The 525-nt window shown below is 33.9% G+C and carries 1 protein-coding gene; it reads right to left on the bottom strand.

Going from position 1 to position 525, the window contains the following annotated elements:
• Positions 1–86: 86 nt before the first annotated feature.
• Positions 87–525: lambda-exonuclease family protein (locus tag RI76_RS02175; RefSeq protein ID WP_017192511.1), on the bottom strand; the 439-nt coding region annotated here is incomplete at its 5' end.

Genomic DNA, 525 nt, shown 5'->3' with positions numbered 1-525 from the left:
TGCTGTAATCTATCATTCTTTCGTTTGATAAACCAAGAATATGAAGTATGTGATGATCACACACATTGCAATTCGTTAATTTGCTGTTAATAAGGCATCTTTGGCGCCCGAACCCAATAGTATGGAGGTATTGTTTGGGTTTTAAAAAAATCTTTCCAACTCGGACAATCAGGATTTAAAGGACATTTAATTTCTAACAAAGTCTTGGTTTCTTCGTTATAACCATCTAAAGAAGCAGACATTAAATATCTGGTAAACACGGCAGGAACATATTTTAACCCTTGACAAAAACAATAAAAATTTCTTGCTTTTGGTTCAGTTTTTTTACCATGCTCCACTGCCTCATTAGTAATAAAATCGCTCCCAAATACTTTTTTAAAAAGTAAGTCCTCTTTGGTTTCATAAGGATTGAGCCCCATTATTGTTCCTACTTCGGAAGCATTTATAAATTTTTTACGATGGCGGAACCATTCCCAGCTATTTTGGTTTAATGCTACTTTAAGAGAGGGGATAGCAAAAATATTT

It is taken from the genome of Milkweed yellows phytoplasma str. MW1 (assembly GCF_000309485.1).
Taxonomy (GTDB): domain Bacteria; phylum Bacillota_I; class Bacilli_A; order Acholeplasmatales; family Acholeplasmataceae; genus Phytoplasma.
The sequence above is the reverse complement of the archived record's forward strand: the minus strand, read 5'-3'. Positions and strand labels throughout refer to the sequence as shown.